Source organism: Micromonospora taraxaci (assembly GCF_007830095.1).
Taxonomy (GTDB): domain Bacteria; phylum Actinomycetota; class Actinomycetes; order Mycobacteriales; family Micromonosporaceae; genus Micromonospora; species Micromonospora taraxaci.
Map to the genome: position 1 here is coordinate 4194603 of NZ_VIWZ01000001.1, position 17902 is coordinate 4212504.

The following is a 17902-nucleotide window of genomic DNA, read 5'->3' on the forward strand; positions in this document are numbered from 1 at the left end:
GGGGCAGGATTTGGCGTTGCCGGCCGCGGTGTCCGCAGTGGCGAACCCGACCGACGTTAGGCACGTTCGGTGACGATCGCCCAACCCCTGTGAAGTTCTTCACCGGGGTACGCGGGGCGCCGTCCGCAGCGGTTGCGGCCGGCCGGACACTGTGCAGAGAGCACTGTGGACCGGTACCGATCAGGCCTCGTGACGCAGCCAGGCCACGGTGTAGCACCGAGCGACTCGACGTGTCCGTTGGTGATCGGATGCACGACGCCGGTACGCCGAACCGGCCGGCGGGTCCCTGGTCGGGTGGCCCGCCGGCCGGGAGGTCGACCGTCTACAGAGTGCGCGCCAGCCGGTCGGCGAGCGTCCGGGTGAAGCGGGCCGGGTCGGTCAGCTCACCGCCCTCGGCGAGCACGGCCAGGCCGTAGAGCAGCTCGGCGGTCTCGGTCAGGGCCGCCTGGTCGCTCCCCTGCTCGTGGGCCTTGCGCAGCCCGGAGACCAGCGGGTGCCCGGGGTTGATCTCCAGGATCCGCTTGGTCGGGGGCACCTCGTGCCCCATGGCCCGGTACATCTTCTCCAGGGTCGGCGTGAGGTCGTGGGCGTCGCCGACGACGCAGGCCGGTGAGGTGGTCAGTCGCGACGACAGCCGGACCTCCCGGACGCTGTCGGTCAGCGTGGTGCCGAGCCAGCCGAGCAGGCCGGCGAACTCCTGCCGCTGCTGCTCGCGCTCGGCCTCGGCCTGCCGCTTCTCCTCGTCGGTGTCCAGGTCGATCTCGCCCTTGGCGATCGAGCGCAGCGTCTTGCCGTCGTACGCGCCGACCCGCTCGACCCACACCTCGTCGACCTGGTCGGTGAGCAGCAGCACCTCGTGACCCTTGGCCCGGAAGGCCTCGAGGTGCGGCGAGTTCTCGATGGCGGCCCGGGACTCACCGGTGGCGTACCAGATGTCGCTCTGGCCGTCCTTCATCCGCGAGACGTAACCGGCCAGGTCGGTGGGCTCGGTCGCGTCGTGGGTGGAGGCGACGGAGAGGATGTCCAGCAGGGTGTCGCGGTTGTCGGTGTCGTCGATCAGCCCTTCCTTGACCACCGCGCCGAACTCGGTCCAGAAGGTGCGGTAGCGCTCGGCGTGGTTGGCCTTCAGGTCCTTCACCGTGGCGAGGACCTTCTTGACCAGGCGGCGACGGACGATCTGGATCTGCCGGTCCTGCTGGAGGATCTCCCGGGAGATGTTGAGCGACAGGTCGTGCGCGTCGACCACACCCTTGACGAAGCGCAGGTAGGTCGGGACGAGCGCCTCGCAGTCGTCCATTATGAAGACACGCTTGACGTAGAGCTGCACACCTCGGCGACCCTGCGGGGAGAACAGGTCCAGTGGGGCGTGGCTGGGCAGGAACAGCAGCGCCTCGTACTCGAAGGTGCCCTCGCCCTTCATGTGCACGACCTCGAGCGGGTCGGCCCAGTCGTGGCTGACGTGCTTGTAGAACTCGTTGTACTCGGCGGCGTCGACCTCGTCGCGGGGCCGCGCCCAGAGCGCCTTCATCGAGTTGAGGGTCTGCACCTCGCTGGTGGCGGCCTCGCCGTCGGCGCCGGGGCGTTCGACGGTCATCCGGATCGGCCAGGCGATGAAGTCGGAGTAGCGCTTGACGATGTCGCGGACGGTCCACTCTGCGGTGTAGTCGTGCAGGTTGTCCTCGGTGTCGGCCGGCTTGAGGTGCAGGGTCACAGTGGTGCCCTGCGGGGCCTCGTCCACCGCCTCGATCGAGTACGTGCCCTCGCCGGTGGACTCCCAGCGGGTGCCGCCGGTCTCGCCGGCCTTGCGGGTGACCAGGGTGACCCGGTCGGCGACCATGAACGCGGCGTAGAAGCCGACGCCGAACTGGCCGATCAGGTCCTGCGAGGCGCGCGCGTCGGCGGATTCCCGCAGTTGGCGCAGCAGCTCGGCGGTGCCCGACTTGGCGATGGTGCCGATCAACTGGACGACCTCGTCGCGGGTCATCCCGATGCCGTTGTCCCGCACGCTGAGGGTGCGGGCGTCCTTGTCGACCTCGATCGTCACGTGCAGGTCGTCGGTGTCGGCGACGAGGTCCTTGTCGACGAGAGTGGCCAGCCGCAGCTTGTCCAGGGCGTCGGAGGCGTTCGAGATGAGCTCCCGCAGGAAGACGTCCTTGTTCGAATAGATCGAGTGGACCACCAACTGGAGGAGCTGACGCGCCTCGGCCTGGAACTCCAACGTTTCGGCCTGGTTGCTCACACCGTCTCCCATCTCGGCTCGTGCGGGGTTTCGCGGAAAGGATACGAGTCGTCACGGGCCGGGGTGCCGCCGCGTCCGGGTCGCATTCCCGATTGAGGGGGGCGTCGGTGTGAGATGGCTGACTTTGGTTAGCAGAAGTCAGGTGGGATAGCGTGACCGCCATGAAGATCTCTGGAAGCACCGCCCTCGTCACCGGCGCCAACCGTGGCCTCGGCCGCCACCTGGCCGCCGAACTCCTCGCCCGTGGCGCCACCGTCTACGCCGGCGCGCGCAACCCGGACGCCGTGGACCTCCCCGGCGTGACGCCGGTGCGCCTGGACATCACCGACCCCGCCTCGGTGGCCGCCGCCGCCGAGCTTGCCGGCGGCGTGAACCTGCTGATCAACAACGCGGGCATCGACACCCGGACCGACCTCCTCGACGGCGACCTGGACCTCGTCCGGCTGGAGCTGGAGACCCACTACATCGGCACCCTGTCCACGGTCCGGGCGTTCGCGCCGGTCATCGCCGGCAACGGCGGCGGAACGATCCTCAACGTGCTCTCCGTGCTGTCCTGGGTGAACTTCCCGATGCACGCCGCCTACGGTGCCGCGAAGTCCGCCGAGTGGGCGATGACCAACGCGCTGCGCCTCCAGCTCGCCGAGCGGGGCGTCCGGGTCGCCGGCCTGCACGTCGGCTACCTGGACACCGACATGGCCGCCAATGTGACCGGCCCGAAGTCCGACCCGGCGGTGATCGCCCGGCTTACCGTGGACGGTATCGAGGCCGACGCGTACGAGATCGTCGCTGACGACGTCAGCCGGCGGGTGCAGGCCGGGTTCCCCGGGGGCGTGGCGGCGCTCTACCCCCAGCTCCCCTGACCCACGACGCGACGGGCCGCCGCCAGCAAGCACCGGCGGCGGCCCACCTGCACGGGTACGCGCTCAGCTCGCCTGCAACGCCACGTCGTCGAGCACGAAGCTGGTCTGCAACGACGAGTCCTCGGTGCCGGTGAACTTCAGGGTCACCGTCTGACCGGCGAACCCGGCCACGTTGAAGCTGCGCTGGGTGTAGCCGGCGGCCGCGTTCAGATTCGAGTACGTCGCCAGCGTGGTGGAGCCCACCTGCACGGTGAGCCGGTCGTACGCCGTGGAGCCGGTCGTCTCGGCGGTGTCGATGTGCAGCCAGAACGACAGCGTGTAGCTGGCACAGCCGGCCGGCACCGTCACCGACTGCGACAGGCTCTCAGTGCTGGAGCTGCCGTTGCCGCCCAGCCACGCCTTGTACGACCCGGTCCGGGCCGGCTGGCTGCTGGAATTGGTGATCACGCCGGAGGACGCGGTCCACGGGGTGCTGCCGCTCTCGAAGCCGCCGTTCCCGATCACCTGACCACCGGTGCAGGCCGGGGTGCCGCCGCTCACGGCGAGCTGCCACAACGCGTACGCGACGCCATCGGCCGCCCGGTTCAGCACGGTGGCGCTGACGTTGGCGGTGGTGTCGCAGGACCGGTGGTAGCAGGGGTCGTATGCGGCGTTGGCGGTGCCGCCCCACTTGGCCGCCTGGGCGCTGGTCTTGCGGGCGCTGGCGCCGGCGGCGTAGCCGGAGGTGGGGATGCCGGCCTGCTGGAAGTAGTAGTCGTCGGAGCGGCCCTGACCCTCGACGTTCTCCTCGGGTTGCAGACCCAACGAGTCCCAGTACGCCTTCAGCGGCGCCGCCGTGGTCGAGGTGACCCGGTTGATGAAGTAGCCGCCGTTGATCGAGCCGACCATGTCGAAGTTGTAGTAGCCCTTGATGTAGCCGCGCTGGGTGGAGTTGAGCGAGTTGACGTAGAAGCGGGAGCCGTTGAGGCCCTGCTCCTCGTCGGTCCACCAGGCGAACCTGACCTTCTTCGTCATGGTCGGGTTCTGCGCGGCCAGGACCAGCGCGTTCTCCAGCAGGGTCGCCGAGCCGGTGGCGTTGTCGTTGATGCCGGGACCGGCCGAGACACCGTCCAGGTGGGCGCCGAACATGACCACCTGGTCGGTCGGACCGCCTCGCCACTCCGCGATGAGGTTGTTCGACGGGTACCGGCAGCTGGAGCAGTACTGCTCACTGACGGTGTAGCCGGCGGACTGCAGCCTGCTCTTGACGTAGGCGAGCGAGGCCGTGTAGCCGGCCGAGCCGGCCCGCCGGTTACCGCCGTTGTTGGTGGCGATGCTGTTGAACTGGGTGAGGTGGGCTTGGACATTTGTGACCGAAATGTCCGGTGCAGCCAGCGCGGCAACGGTGGCGGCGATCGGCCGGGCCATCGTCGTCGCGGTCGTGGGTGACGCGGCCACCGGCTGTGCGGCCAGCACCACCGTCATCCCGGCGAACACGGCGAGCGCGACTCCCGCGCTCAGCGTTCTGCCTCTCATGGGGGCTCCTCGGGGGTTAAAGGGATACCCGAGACACTTACAGATGTCGATGCATTGGGCATCGGTCGTTCGTCCCGAACCACCGACGGTTCGACGGTGGGTACCGGCGTCGGCACAGGTGAGTAGAGGTGCCAGGATGGGTAGGTAACGCCAGCAGGGGTCGTCGGGCCCGGAACGGGGGCTTGCGATGGAGCCGGGTCGAGCGTGACACGACCCAGCATTGACCTGTTCAGCGGCGGTGGCGACACCGGTCGGCTGATGGCCGGGCTGGACTGGGCCCGTACGCCGCTCGGCCCGGTCGACGGGTGGCCGCAGAGCCTGCGGGTCGCGGTCCGGCTGCTCCTCTCCTCCCGGTACCCCATGCTGCTGCTCTGGGGCGAGGGGTTCTCCCAGCTCTACAACGACGCGTACTCCACCCTGATCGGCGACAAGCACCCCGCCGCGCTCGGCAACGACGTGCGGGTGACCCTGGCCGAGGGCTGGGACGTGCTCGCCCCGCTGGTCCAGCAGGCCATGACGACGGGGGTAGCCAGCTGGGTCCCCGCCCTGCGGCTGCTGCTGGAGCGGGCCGGCTACCGCGAGGAGGCGTACTTCAGCGTCTCGCACGCCCCGGCCCGGGACGACGACGGCCGTACCGTCGGCGTGTTCACCGTGTGCAGCGAGGTCACCGAGCAGGTGGTCGGCGAACGTCGGCTGCGGCTGCTGCGCGACCTGTCCGTCCTCGGAGACGGTCGCACCGTCGACGTGGACGCGACAGGCGCCCGGCTGATCGACACGATCGGCGGTCACCCGCTGGACGTGCCGTTCGCCGCCATCTACCTGCGCGACGGCGCGTCCCTGCGGCGGGTCGCCCACACCGGCGGCGTCCAGGGCGCGCTGCCGGACACCGTCGACCTGGCCGACGCGGGCCCGATCGCGCACGCCTGGGGGCTGCCGGACGCCGCGGAGGGTCGCCCGGCTCAGGTCTCCGACGTCGCCGACCGGATGACGCTGCCCGCCGGCGCGTGGGACGACCCGGTCCACACCGCGCTGGCGCTGCCACTGCCGTCCGGCGACGAGGACCAACCGCTCGGTGTCCTGCTGGCCGGGGTCAGCCCGAGCCGACGGCTCGACGAGGCGTACCGGGCCTTCCACCAACTCCTGGCGCAACAGGCGTCCCTGGCGTTGCGCAACGCCCAGGAGTACGAGGAGGAGCGGCGCCGGATCGAGGCGTTGGCCGAGCTCGATCGGGTGAAGACCGACTTCTTCGCCAACGTCAGCCACGAGTTCCGTACCCCGTTGACACTCATGCTCGGCCCGCTGGCCGACGCCCTCACCGACGCCACCGCACCCCTGGCGACCGTGCAGCGGGAGCGGGTGGAGACCGCCTGGCGCAACGCCACCCGGCTGCTGACGCTCGTCAACAGCCTGCTCACCTTCTCCAGCCTGGAAGCCGGTCGCGCTCGTAGCGATGCCCGGACTGTCGACCTGTCCGCGCTCACCGCGGAGCTCGCCGGCGTGTTCCGGGCCGCCGTGGAGCGGGCCGGGCTGACCCTGGAGGTGGTCTGCCCGCCGCTGCCACGGCCGGTCACGATCGACCCGGTCAACTGGGAACGCATCGTCACCAATCTGCTGTCCAACGCCCTGAAGTACACGTTCATCGGCCGGATCCGGGTCGCCCTCGACGCCGACGACAACGAGGTACGCCTCACCGTCGCGGACACCGGCATCGGCATCGCCGAGCAGGACCTGCCGAAGCTCTTCGACCGCTTCCACCGGGTGCGGGGGGCGCGCTCGCGCAGCCACGAGGGCACCGGCATCGGCCTGGCCCTGGTGCACGAGTTGGCCCGACTGGAGGGCGGCGAGGTGCGGGTGACCAGCCGGGTGGGTGTCGGCAGCACCTTCACCGTGGTGCTGCCCTGGTCGGCGACACGCCGTAACGCGGTGGCCGACCCTCCGGTGGAACGGCGGGGTGACGCGGCCCGCGCCGCCGTGGAGGAGGCGACCGGCTGGCTCGCCGAGGCCAGCGACAACCCGACGGAGCCCGAGCACGCCTCCGGGCCGACAGTGGACGAGCTGGCCGGCGCGCGGATCCTGGTCGCCGACGACAACACCGACATGCGGGCGTACCTCAGCCGGCTGCTCACCGGGCAGGGCTGGCGGGTACGGGCCGTCACCGACGGTCGGAAGGCCCTCGACGAGATCCACCGCGAACGACCCGACCTGGTCCTCACCGACGTGATGATGCCGGTGCTGGACGGTTTCGACCTGCTGCGCCAACTCCGCGCGGACCCGACGACCCGGACGCTGCCGGTGCTGGTGCTGTCCGCCCGTGCCGGCGGTGAGGCCAGCGTGGAGGGCCTTGGCCTGGGCGCCGACGACTACCTGGTGAAGCCGTTCGCCGCGACCGAGCTGATCGCCCGGATCCGGGCCGCCATCCGGCGGGCCCGCGACCGCCACGACCCGGCCGGCACGGGGACGGGCGACGCCCCATCGGCACGAGCCGGCGCGGTCGCGGCGGTCGCGGAGCCGACGGCCGAGGACGGGGGGACGGCGGTCGGGGGGACGGCGGACGGCGTCGCCACCGGCAGGCCGGACTCCGGCGCGTCCGCGCGCGATGCTCTGGCCGACCGGAACGGCACCGACGACGTCCTGGACACCAGCTGGGCGTACCCGTCCGAGCCCACCTCGGCGGCGGTGATGCGCAGAGACGTCCGACGGACGCTGTGCGACCTCGCCGTCGACCCGGACGTGCTGGAGGATCTGCTACTGGCCGCGTCCGAGGCGGTGAACAACGCCGTCGAGCACGCACAGCGGCCCAGCCGTCCGGAGGTACGGGTACGGGTCCAGGTGGGTGACGGTCTGGTCCGGATCTCGGTGCGGGACTTCGGCACCTGGCGGGACCGCCGACCGGCGATGGACCGGGGCCGCGGCGCGCTGCTGATGAACGCCTACGGCGACGTGCGGCTGGTCTCCACCGCCGAGGGGACGACGGTGACGATCGAACGCCGGCTGGACGACCCGGCCTGAGTGGCCGGCCCGGGGCAACCAGCAGTCTGCGTCAGAGCTGACCACCGGCGGCGTCGCGGGCGATGATGCCGTCGAGCCGCTCCCCCGGGGTCAGCAGTGTCGGATCGAACCAGAAGATCACCACCTGCTTGTCGACACTCCACCGGGCAAGGCGGGCATCGACCTGCCGCCCGTCCACGGTGCCGATGACGCGGTGGGCGGGGCCGACGAAGTAGCCGAAGGTGGGCACCGGCGTGGTCGACGAACGCTCGTCGTAGCCGATCTGGTGGAACCCGGGGCGGCGGTCAGCCCCCTCCACGTCGTTGACCAGGATGTCCGTGGTCAGCATGCCGTCCGGGAGGCGACGACCGGCGGCCAGCCCGATGGTCACCTTCGGTTCGCCGGGCACGGACACCCGAACGACGTAGTACACCCGCTGCTCGGTGCCGTACCGCACCTTGCTGTCGATCACCTGGCCCAGCGGTTTCGGGGACGGCACGTCGCCGGCCGGCGGCGGAGGGGTGGGCTCCATCGACCGCGCCAGCGTCGGCGGGGAACCGGACGGTGTCGGGGCGACGGCCGTCGGCGGTGGTCGATCGGCCGTCGGCGGACCGCCGGTCCGGGCGTCGACCGCCACCACGACGACGACGGCCAACCCGGCAGCGAGCGTCGCCGCGCCGGCTCCGGCAAGCCGCCGACGGGTACGCAACCGTCGCCCGTCGCGCATCACGGCGGCCAGGTCGAGGACGGTGTCGGGGCGCTCGGTCTCCCGCATGGCGTGGCGGAGCTGCTCCAGCTCGCTCATCGGCGCGCCTCCTCGTCGGCGTGCCGCGGCGCCGCGGCGCGTAGTTTCTGCAGGGCCCGCGAGCTGGTGCTCTTGACCGTGCCCACGGATACGGCGAGCTCCCGGGCCACCTGCGCCTCCGGTAGGTCGAAGTAGTACCGCAGCACGACGATGGCCCGCTCCCGAGGGCTGAGCGCGCCGAGGATGCTGATCAGCCAGCGCCGGGTGGTGACCTCGTCGGCCACGTCTCCGCGCCGTTGCTCCGGCACCTCGTCGGTCGCGTACTCGCGCATCGGCCGGCGCCACCCGTCCACCAGGTGATTGACCAGGGTGCGCCGGGCGTACCCGTAGGCGTCGTCGTCGTGGACCCGCGACCAGGACGCGTACGTGCGGGCAAGGGCGGTCTGCGCGGCGTCCTCGGCCAGGTGGTGATCGCCGGTCATCAGGAACGCGGCGTGAACGAGTCGCGCGGACGCCGCCCGCGCGAACTCGACGAACTCCGCGTCGCCCCGCGCCACCGTGAACCTCCCCCGTGCCACACCGCTATGGACGGGTCAGGTCGGCGAAAGGTTGAGCGGTGGGTCACATCAACTTTTCGCCACGGTCACCCGTCTTCTCCTCCGCGCCGCCGCCGAAGGCTGCGCGAGGGGAGAGACATGTCGACGAAGGCTACCCACCGATGGCGTTCCGCCTCGGCGACGCTGCTACTGGTGGTGGCGCTGCTCACCGGATGCGGACTGCCAGCCGACGGGCGACCTGCGAACGATCCCGTCGCCGACGGACCGTCGCCCGACGGACCCCTCGCGCCGGTCGCCACTGGCGGACCGACCGGGGTCGTCGACGTGGTACCCAGTTCGGTGCCTGTCGTCCCGATCAGCTACCCCGCCTCCGGCGGGAACCGGTGGGCGACAGCGCCCGCCGAGACGGCGCCGGCGCGGACCGGCCGTGGCACGTTGATGCGGTACCGCGTCGCCGTGGAACGCGACATCCGTGGTCTGCCGGTGGAGGACATCGCCACCGCGGTCACCGAGACCCTGAACGACCCACGCGGTTGGACGGCTGGCGGGGCCTGGCGACTGCGCCGGGTGGGCGCCGACGATCCGACCGACTTCACCATCTACCTGGCCACTCCCGGCACCCGCGACACTCTCTGCCAGGACCAGCCGGAGGGCTACACCTCGTGCCGCAACGGTGGTCGGGTGGTGCTCAACGTGGCGCGCTGGGTCAAGGGGGTGCCCGGGTACGGGGCGAGTCTTGCCACCTACCGGGAGTACATGGTCAACCACGAGGTGGGGCACAAACTCGGGTTCGGTCACGAGCGGTGCCCCGGGCGGGGCCGACCCGCGCCGGTGATGCAGCAACAGACGCTGGGTCTGCACGGCTGCACCGCGAACGCCTGGCCGTACCCGCAGGGCAAGGTCCGCTACAGCGGGCCGGTCGGGGCGTACGACGACAGGATCCCGCGTCGCGAAGGCGCGTATTCCGCGCACTGACCCCGATCGACCGACGGCGGCGCCTCAGGGGCGGCGGCCACGTTCCCGCTCCAGGCGCTCGTCCAGTCTGCCCAACTCGTAGACGGCGTTGAGGCTGGTCGGCAGACGGCTGACATTGTCCGGCACGGGACCGGGACCGGGATCAGGAGCGGGGGCCGGGGCGGGCGTCGGCGCGGCGGAGGGGCCTGGGGCACGGCGACGCACGAACAGCAGGGCCAGCACCGCCAGAACACCGAGGAGCAGCAGGTAGGACACGGGCGGCCACCGGTCGCGGTCGGAGTCGGCGGGCGGCGCGGCGACCGGAGCGGGGGCGTCCGCGTCGCGCACGGGCACCCCGGCCTCGTGGCTGCCCCTGCTCCCACCACCACCGGTACGGGCGGGTGCGACGGGTGCCGCCGGAGGTCGGGCGTCGGCCGGCGACACGGCGGGCGGGGCGGTGGCCGTGGGCACGGCGGAGCTGGGCCGGGGGGTGGCCGACGGCGGGCCGGGCGTGGGCGGCGGGGCCGGGGTGACACTCGGCGGGCGGTCGCCGTCCAGCAGGTCGTCGACGATCCGGCCGACACCGCCGAGGAGTTCGCCGACCGGGCCAGGGGTGGCCGACGGCGACGGCGTGGGCGCGAGGGCGAGGGTCAGCACGAGGGCGAAGACGGCAGGCACGACGGCCACCTCCGGTGTGTCGATGTGCCAGGCACCGTACCGCAGTGTGGGAACGGGTGGGTGACCCTGCCACGCCGGAGGCGGAGACGTGTCGCGCCCCCGCCTCCGGCGTCTCCCGTGGTCAGACCGGCAGGCCGCCGACCTGGGTCGAGATCCACGATCGGATCGAGGGCAGGTCGACGTAGATGGACGGGCCGGTGGCGCAGGTGGAGTTGTTGTTGCCGGCCCGGCTGGTCGCGCCGATCAGGTTCCACACCCCGTTGACGCGGCGCACCTGCGGACCGCCGGAGTCGCCGTAGCAGGCGCCGGAGTTGCCGTTGGTGTTGTTGGTGCAGATCTCGTACGGGCCGTTGATGCCGGAGCACCGGCTGTCGGCCACGATGGACGTGTCCAGCTCGTTGGCGACCGTCGGAGCGGAGCCGCAGCCCCGGGGTGCGCAGGTCTGGCCCCAACCGATGATCCGGGTGGCCGTGCCGACCGCGCCGGACGTGCTCGGGATCGGGGCCGGGGCGTACGTGACGGAGCTGGCCAGTTGCAGCAGCTTCACGTCGACGCTCGGGTGGTTGACCGCGCGGGTCACCCGCACCACCGTGCCGCCGCTGCTGCGGTTGATGCTGCCCACCCGCACCGAGGACGGCGTCGAGCAGTGCTTGGCGGTGACCGCCCAGTTGCCCTTGATCAGGGTGCCGGTGCAGCCGGAGACGTACACCATGAAGGGGTAGTTCTCCGAGGCCGGACGGCCGCCGACCACCAGCGGCTCGACGTCGGAGGAGGTGCCGTCCCAGGTGTACGTGGTGCTGGCCGGCGCGGCCAGGCTACCGGCGAACAGCGAGTTCACCCGGCTCGCCTCGGTCGAGCTGGGGTTCGCGTTGCGGCAGGACACCGGGGCGCTGCTGCCGGACATCAGGTCGGAGCAGAGGCCGGTACGCCGGTCCGGCAGGCCCAGGATGTGACCGAGTTCGTGGGCGGCGATGCGGTTGCGGTCGTAGCCCTGGTTGACGGCCGTGCGACCCATCCAGATCCGCCCCGAGCCGAGGCCGGTCGGCTGCGCCCGGGGCCAGCCGTCGTCGACGTAGATGGTGATGCTGGCCGGCGTGCCGGCCAACAGCCGGACGTTGCTGACCCGGCTGTTCCAGATCTGCGCGGCCTGGTCGAAGTTGGTGCGGAACTCGCCGGTCCGGCTCGCGTCGTAGTAGACGGTGCGGACGGCGGCGGCCGGTGCGCCGGTGGTGAGCTGCACCCCGGCTGCCGCCAGGGTCGCCGCGAGCATGGCCAGCGCCACACGTCGCAGTTGTCGTCGGAACATCACGCACTCCCCTGCGGTCGTCCGGTGACCAACGGCCACCAGTCATTGAGATATGTCGATGCTAGGCCGTGAGTGGTCGGCGACTGTCATAGCGGAAGCGTCATACCGGCGCTGGCGACGGCTGTTACCCAGCGGTTACACCGCAGCGAAGCGCCCGTGCCGAGGCGGGACGACGGTGGCGACAGAGGGCCACCGGCAGCGTCGCCGCGACGTGACCCCGAGGATCGAACGGAGGGACCACGATGAGGATCAGGAGCGCACTGACCGCGGTGGCGGTCGTCCTCGCCGGACTCGTCGCCGGCGTGGGCAGCAGCAGCGCGGCAGGCAGCAGCAACGCGGCGGGCAGCAGCAGCGCGGCGGCCTACTGCGGGATCACCTGGGGCAGCGCGGAGAAGTCGGCCGGCACGCTGAGCGACGCCCCGTTGACCGAGGTACGGACCGGCCGGCACGACTGCTACGACCGGGTCGTGTTCGAGTTCGCCGGGCCGGTCGACGGTTACGCCATCGGCTACGGCGAGACCTGGACCGAGGGCGAGGGGTTGGCGTTGTCGCCGTACACCGCCGGGGGCGCGCTGCTGCGGGTCTCGCTGCGGGCCCCGGCGTACGACGACGCGCACCAGGGCACCGTGCCCTACGCGGTCGGTGAGCACGTCGCGAACCTGCTGCGCTACCCGACGGTGCGGGACGTCGTCTTCGGCGGCAGCTTCGAGGGCTACAGCACCTTCGCGGTGGGTGTTCGGGCGCGGTTGCCGTTCCGCGTGCTCGTGCTCACCGGACCGGGCACCCACAGCCGGATCGTGCTCGACGTCGCGCACCAGTGGTGACCTGCCGACGCGGTGACGTCCACGGGTAGCGCGATGGGGAGCCCACAGATCGTCGGGCCACCAGTGCGGATCCAGGCTCTTGCGGTGGCTTTGCGGGCAGCGTCCGTAGCCAGTGCTGGACACGTTCCAGTGGTGGCGGCAGGTCGTCGACCACGGAGAGCCACCACAGGTCGTCCACGGCGCTGCAGCGCCCTGGCCAGCAGATACGCGGTCACGCGTGGTGCAACACGCCTGCGCGTCCAGGATCGGGTACGCGACCAACAAGGGTCTTGCCTCACCCGAGGCCGCCGGTGAACCTTAATCCACGGACACCGATCTGGTCGTCCGGGTTCACGCGGCACGGCCGGGAGGAGCGCGGTGCACCCGTTACGGGCAGGTCGTCAGCGGGGAGTCTGCTGCGTGGTGGCCGCCGCCGGTTACGGCAAGACCACCGCGCTGCGCCGCTGGTTCCCCCTCGCCGGTGCCCGCTGGCGCCGAGGGGACGAGGGACCCGTACGCCAACTCGTCGCCGACGCCGTCGCGGCCGGCGACCGCGTGGTCGTGGTCGACGACCTGCCGCCGACCTCGGCGGAGCATCTGCACCTCCTGCTACAGGAGGTCGGGCGCTGGACGGACGACGTCACAGTCGTCCTCGCCTCGCGGTGGCCGATGTCGGTGCCGGCCACCCGCCTGCTCGGCAGCGGTCTCTGGACCGAGCTGGGCCCCGCCGACCTGGCGCTCTCTCCGGAACGGGTCGCCGACCTGATCGCCGAGGAGTACGGCCTCTCCACTCCGGACCTCGCCGACCGGGTGCACGCGGCGACCGGCGGCTGGCCGGCGCTCGTCCATCTGTCCGCTGAGACCCTACGGCTGGGCGGGGTGCCGACCGGGCCGCTCGCCCCGATCCTCAGCGAGCCCGATGGGCCGATCGCGCGGTACGTCGCCGACGAGGTGCTCGCCGCGCTGCCAGCGGAGGCGAGCCGGCTGCTCCGCCAGGTCGGTACGCTGACGCCGGTGAACGTGGGGTTGTGCCGTGCCCTCGGCCACCGCGGCGCCGCGCGCATTGTCGACGGGCTGCGTCGCACTGGTCTGCTGACCCGGCCGGCCTGGGCGGCGGCCGGTCCGGGCGCACCGACGCCGGAGGAGCACCTCGTGCCGATCGTCGTCGAGACCGCCCGGCACGGGCACCGAGCGCCGACCGCCGACCGGGTCCGCAACACGGCCGTCGCCGCAGCAGCCTGGTACGACGAGCACGGACCGCCGGTCGCCGCCGCCCGCGAGTACCTGCGCGCCGGGGACCACGCGGCGGGCTCCCGGGTGCTCGACGCGCACGGCGATCGGATGATCGCAGCGGGTCGCTCTTCCGCGGTGATCGAGCTGGTCCGCATGCTGCCGGAACGGCACCGCAGCCGGCGGCTGCGCCTTCTGCTCGGCGACGCATTGCGCACCCTCGGCGACCTGGGCGCGGCCACCCACGAGTACGACGCCGTCGCCGCGGAGTCCTGGGACGCCGGCCTGGCCTGGCGGATGGGTCGGATCCACTACCAGCGGGGTGACGCCCGGGCGGCCCTGGCGATCCTCGGCCAGCCACTCGACCGGGCCGCCCCGCCCACCGATCAGGCGCTACTGCTCGCCTGGACCGCACACGCACACCTGCTGGCCGGCGACACCGAGACCGCCATCGACTACGCGTGGCAGGCGCTCGCCGGCGCGACCAGCGCCGGGCAGGACGACGTACTGGCCACGACCCACCTCAGCGTCGCCCTGTGCCTCAGTGTCGCCGGCGACAGCGCGGGCAGCGAGGAGCACTTCGCCCTGGCACTGCCGATCGCGGAACGCACCGGTGACGTCCTGCTGCTCACCCGGATCCACACCAACCGTACGCACCAGTTCCTGCGTACCGGCCGCTTCGCCGAGGCGCTGACGATGGCCGAGCGGTCGGCCCGGTATGCCGCACTGGCCGGCGCACCCAGTCTGCGCGCCATCGCCACCAGCAATGAGGCGGAAGCGCTGGCGATGCTCGGTCGGTACGACGAGGCGGTGCAGCGGTACCAGGCAGCGCTGGCGTTCTACCAGCAGAAAGGCTCCCGCCGGTTCATCCACGCGCTGCTCGGACTGGGTGAGCTGTACCGCCGGCGAGGCTGGCGCGAGCAGGCGCGCGCCGCCTACGAGGAGACGATCCGGGTCACCGAGGAGACCGGCAACGCGCATGTCCTGGTGGCCGCGCTCGCCGGGCTGGCGCTGGTGCGACTCGACGACGATGTGCCGGCAGCGGCGCAGCACGCCGACCGGGCCGCCCGGGGCGTCGCGGACGAGATCGTCGTGCCGGCACTGCTGGCCCAGGGCTGGGTGGCGCTCCGGATGGCCGCGCCCGACCGGGCCACCACGCTCGCTGGCGAGGCGGCCCGCATCGCGCGCGTTCAGGGCGACCTGGCCGGGTTGGCCGACGCGCTCGAACTGCGGGCTGCCGCCGAGCAGGACCTCGGGCGGGCCCGCGAGGCGCTGCGCGAGGCGTGCGTGATCTGGACTCGGGCCGGTGCGGCGGTCGAGGCGGCCAGGCTGCTGGTCGTACTCGGGCGGTTGCCCGGGGCTGACATCGACGATCGGCTGGCCGGCCTTCTCGCGGGCGAGCAGGTCGCTCTCGCCGGCGCCCTGGTGGATCGGACGGCGAGCAGTTCCGGCGGCTGGGCGCCCGGCACCGGGCCGATCTATCAGCGCGTCGTGATCCGGGCCCTCGGCCGGTTCGAGGTGCACCTCGACGGCCACCCGGTGCCGGCTTCGCAGTGGCAGTCCCGCAAGGCGCGTGACCTGGTACGGATCCTCGTCGCGCGACGCGGCCGCCCGGTGCCGCGGGGCGAGCTGTGCGAACTACTGTGGCCGGACGACGACCCGGATCGCACCGGGCACCGGCTGTCGGTCCTGCTCTCGATCGTCCGCGGGGTGTTCGACCCGACGAAGACGTTCGCCCCCGACCACTTCCTCGTCGCCGATCATGCCTGCATCGCGCTCGACGTCAGCCGGTTGCGGGTGGATGTCGAGGAGTTCCTCGCGCACGTCGCGCACGCGCGTCGCCTGGTGGAGCGGGGGGCGCTGGCGGAGGGGCGGACGGTGCTGCTGGCCGCCGACCGGCTGTACCGTGCCGACGCGTTCGAGGACGAGCCGTACGCCGACTGGTCCGGTCCGTTGCGCGAGGAGGCGCGGGCGGCGTACCTCGGCCTGCTGCGCATGCTGGCCCAGGTCAGCCGAGCCACGGCGGGCCCGGCGGCTGCGGTGACGTACCTGTTGCGGCTGCTGGAACGGGATCCGTACGACCAGCCGGCGCACCGGGCGTTGGTGCGCACGCTGGTCGCCGGCGGCCAGCACGGCGAGGCACGCCGGGCCCTCGCCCGGTACCGCGAAGCGATGTTCGCCATCGGAGTGCACCCGCCGGACGAGATCATCCTCGCGTCACCCCGGCCAGGCCGACAACCACAGGCCGCCGCTCGCCAGAGTCCACCGGCGGCCGGCAACGGCCGGCGGGATCCGGCGCCCGATCGCGGGCGTTGACCGGCGGGGACCCCTGCCGGCCGCCGGATTCCGGCGCCCAACCGAGGTCGCCGGCCCGCGAACGGCGACCGGTCAGTGGAAGACGGACGACTCCAGGGCGGATACGGTGAGCGAGCCTTCACCGTCCCCTTCGGCATCGTCCCGGGCGGCGGCCGCCCCGGGTAACTGGCTCGCCCGGACGGCCTCGGCGCCCGCCTGGCGGAGGTTTGCGCTGGGGACGAGCGCGCTGAGGAAGAAGTTGCCCTCGCCCGTCACGCGCGCGCCGACGCCGTACACGTGGGCGTTCGGGCCGGCATCGGGGGTGACGACCGTCTTCGGCCACGTGCCGTCGTGCCCGCTGGCGGCCTCGACGCGCACGCCGGGCGGCCCGGTCGGTTGAGTGGGCTCCTTGCAGACGCCGACGGCCGTGAGACTCGCCGGCTCGGCGGTGCCGCCGGCGTGCACCCGCACCGTCCGCAGCCCGGGGCCGAAGGCGACCTCGTCGACGTACGTCTGGTCCACCGGTCCTTCGGTGCGGAAACCGGTGCCGAACAACCGTGTGCTGCCCGGGCAGCTCACCTCCACCGTCGACGTCGATGCGACAGTGGCCGTCGCCCGCACCGGTGGGCTCGTGGACAAGTCGCACGTGGCATAGGCCACCACTGACCATGCGCTGACGTGTCCCGTCCGGGCTGTCGCGGTGACGGTCACCGAGGTCAGCTCCGCGTCGGGCTCCATCGCGGTCAGCACGACACCGCCATTTCCATTCACGATCCGAGCGCCCGCCGCGAAGACGGAGCTCGCCCCGGGGCAGGCCGCGGTGACGATCTTGGTCACGCTTCCGTCGCTGTCGCTGGCCTCCGCGACCCGTACCGGTGCGAACCCTCCCGCGAAGGCGGGCCGGTCCGGTGCGGCCGCTCCTGCTGCCACGCCCAGCGCGACGGCGACGGTGCCCGCCACCGTCCGTCGTGCGATGTCCACCGTGCGCATGTCGCTCCCTCGCTCTCGCCGGCCCACTGTGGCCGGGCATCACCATGGTCCGGGCGAACCTCAGGGTGGCGTCATGGTGTGCCCGCGCCGAGTCGCGACCCGGAGCGGATCGTGACGTGACCCTGAGGTCCCTGCCGAGACTCGATGTCAGACGCCGCGCAGTGGTCGCGGCGCGATCGAGGAGGAAGACATGCGGATCAGCAGAACGGCGACCCGGCTCCTGGCGGTGCCCTTGGTGGTATGCGCACTCGGGCTGATCGGGGCGAGCCCGGCGCAGGCTGCGGTGCAGCGGACCGACCGGTTCTCCATCACCGAGCAGCACTTCGACTTCGGCGACGGCGACCTGGGCAACATCTCCGGGGATCCCAAGGCTGACGGCCGGCTGGAGTGGGATCTCGTCAACGGCACCTGGGCGCCTCGGCTGCTCGGGCGCATCTACATCAACAACGCGTCCGGCGAGTGCGTCCGGGTGCAGATGGTCGTCACCTACCAGAACGGCGTGGTGGTGACCTACACCGACAACGCGTCGGACTTCTGCGCCCCGAACGGGCGGACCTGGTACAGCGAGGTCGACTTCAGCCCGGTCAGCTCGACCTACGTGGCGAACGTCGTCATCAGGCTGCAGAGCGCACCGGCGGGCGGGTGGTCCTTTGCGACCGAGGGAGCGTCGGCGCCGTACTTCGCGCCGTGGTGGCTGCCCTAGGCGTATCAGGTCACGGGGTGACTCGGTAGTCACGACCAG

The 17902-nt window shown here is 72.1% G+C and carries 13 protein-coding genes and 1 pseudogene; 6 read left to right on the top strand and 8 right to left on the bottom strand.

From position 1 onward, the window contains the following. Positions 1–322: 322 nt before the first annotated feature. Complete coding sequence (gene htpG, locus FHU34_RS19455) at positions 323–2251, bottom strand: molecular chaperone HtpG (RefSeq protein ID WP_145782664.1); 1929 nt, start codon at positions 2249–2251, stop codon at positions 323–325. Between the two features lie 149 nt (positions 2252–2400). Between htpG and FHU34_RS19460 the strand changes: the two genes are divergently transcribed. Continuing rightward, a complete protein-coding gene (locus tag FHU34_RS19460) occupies positions 2401–3099 on the top strand; it encodes an SDR family oxidoreductase (RefSeq protein ID WP_145782666.1) in 699 nt (232 codons plus the stop codon). Positions 3100–3162: 63 nt separating this feature from the next. Here the strand turns inward: FHU34_RS19460 and FHU34_RS19465 are convergent, their stop codons facing one another. After that, complete coding sequence (locus tag FHU34_RS19465) at positions 3163–4614, bottom strand: M28 family metallopeptidase (RefSeq protein ID WP_145782668.1); 1452 nt, start codon at positions 4612–4614, stop codon at positions 3163–3165. Positions 4615–4818: 204 nt separating this feature from the next. Between FHU34_RS19465 and FHU34_RS19470 the strand changes: the two genes are divergently transcribed. Then, the gene (locus tag FHU34_RS19470) at positions 4819–7623 is read left to right on the top strand and encodes an ATP-binding protein (RefSeq protein WP_145782669.1); all 2805 of its coding nucleotides are present in this window, start codon (positions 4819–4821) and stop codon (positions 7621–7623) included. A 31-nt stretch (positions 7624–7654) separates the two neighbouring features. Here FHU34_RS19470 and FHU34_RS19475 read toward each other — a convergent pair whose 3' ends face one another. Continuing rightward, positions 7655–8407, bottom strand: a complete 753-nt coding sequence (locus FHU34_RS19475; RefSeq protein ID WP_145782671.1) for a hypothetical protein — start codon at positions 8405–8407, stop codon at positions 7655–7657. Further along, entirely contained in the window at positions 8404–8904 is a 501-nt protein-coding gene (locus tag FHU34_RS19480; protein WP_145782673.1) for a SigE family RNA polymerase sigma factor, read from the bottom strand. Before FHU34_RS19480 ends, FHU34_RS19475 begins: the two co-directional genes overlap by 4 nt. A gap of 138 nt (positions 8905–9042) precedes the next feature. On the opposite strand from FHU34_RS19480, the gene FHU34_RS19485 reads away from it, so the two are divergent. Then, a complete protein-coding gene (locus FHU34_RS19485; RefSeq protein WP_145782675.1) occupies positions 9043–9879 on the top strand; it encodes a DUF3152 domain-containing protein in 837 nt (278 codons plus the stop codon). 24 nt (positions 9880–9903) lie between these two features. On the opposite strand, the gene FHU34_RS19490 is transcribed toward FHU34_RS19485, so the two are convergent. The 3 genes and pseudogenes from FHU34_RS19490 to FHU34_RS33780 form a co-directional block, all read right to left on the bottom strand. Next, entirely contained in the window at positions 9904–10536 is a 633-nt protein-coding gene (locus FHU34_RS19490; RefSeq protein ID WP_145782677.1) for a hypothetical protein, read from the bottom strand. A 121-nt stretch (positions 10537–10657) separates the two neighbouring features. Next, on the bottom strand, positions 10658–11350 hold the full coding sequence (locus tag FHU34_RS33775; RefSeq protein ID WP_244311975.1) for a S1 family peptidase: 693 nt from the start codon (positions 11348–11350) through the stop codon (positions 10658–10660). 18 nt (positions 11351–11368) lie between these two features. After that, a pseudogene (locus FHU34_RS33780) lies at positions 11369–11776 on the bottom strand (snapalysin family zinc-dependent metalloprotease); the annotation flags it as partial. A 308-nt stretch (positions 11777–12084) separates the two neighbouring features. On the opposite strand from FHU34_RS33780, the gene FHU34_RS19500 reads away from it, so the two are divergent. Together FHU34_RS19500 and FHU34_RS19505 are read left to right on the top strand one after the other, a co-directional pair. Next, positions 12085–12666, top strand: coding sequence for an AMIN-like domain-containing (lipo)protein (locus FHU34_RS19500; protein WP_145782681.1), 582 nt, complete (start codon positions 12085–12087; stop codon positions 12664–12666). 357 nt (positions 12667–13023) lie between these two features. After that, the gene (locus FHU34_RS19505) at positions 13024–16191 is read left to right on the top strand and encodes an AfsR/SARP family transcriptional regulator (protein WP_145782683.1); all 3168 of its coding nucleotides are present in this window, start codon (positions 13024–13026) and stop codon (positions 16189–16191) included. A 72-nt stretch (positions 16192–16263) separates the two neighbouring features. Here the strand turns inward: FHU34_RS19505 and FHU34_RS19510 are convergent, their stop codons facing one another. Then, positions 16264–17160 (bottom strand): hypothetical protein, encoded by an 897-nt coding sequence (locus tag FHU34_RS19510; RefSeq protein ID WP_145782685.1) that lies wholly within the window; start codon positions 17158–17160, stop codon positions 16264–16266. 190 nt (positions 17161–17350) lie between these two features. Between FHU34_RS19510 and FHU34_RS19515 the strand changes: the two genes are divergently transcribed. Further along, a complete protein-coding gene (locus FHU34_RS19515) occupies positions 17351–17863 on the top strand; it encodes a hypothetical protein (protein WP_145782687.1) in 513 nt (170 codons plus the stop codon). The last annotated feature ends 39 nt before the right edge of the window (positions 17864–17902 follow it).